Genomic DNA, 236 nt, shown 5'->3' with positions numbered 1-236 from the left:
AGCCCCGCCTGCGCGGGGACGACCCCCATAGCATCCCCGTTTTCGGCCCGTACTCGGGAACAGCCCCGCCTGCGCGGGGACGACGAGCTTCTCGAGAGTGGATTGTGGCTGATCCACGGAACAGCCCCGCCTGCGCGGGGACGACGAGCTCAAGGTCGGCACGCACGCCCGGGACGAGGGAACAGCCCCGCCTGCGCGGGGACGACCGTGCGGGCGGTAAACACCGAGCCAGTTGG

Source organism: Dietzia sp. B19, assembly GCF_014145155.1.
GTDB classification, from domain to species: Bacteria; Actinomycetota; Actinomycetes; order Mycobacteriales; family Mycobacteriaceae; genus Dietzia; species Dietzia natronolimnaea.
Note: the sequence above shows the minus strand (reverse complement) of the source record.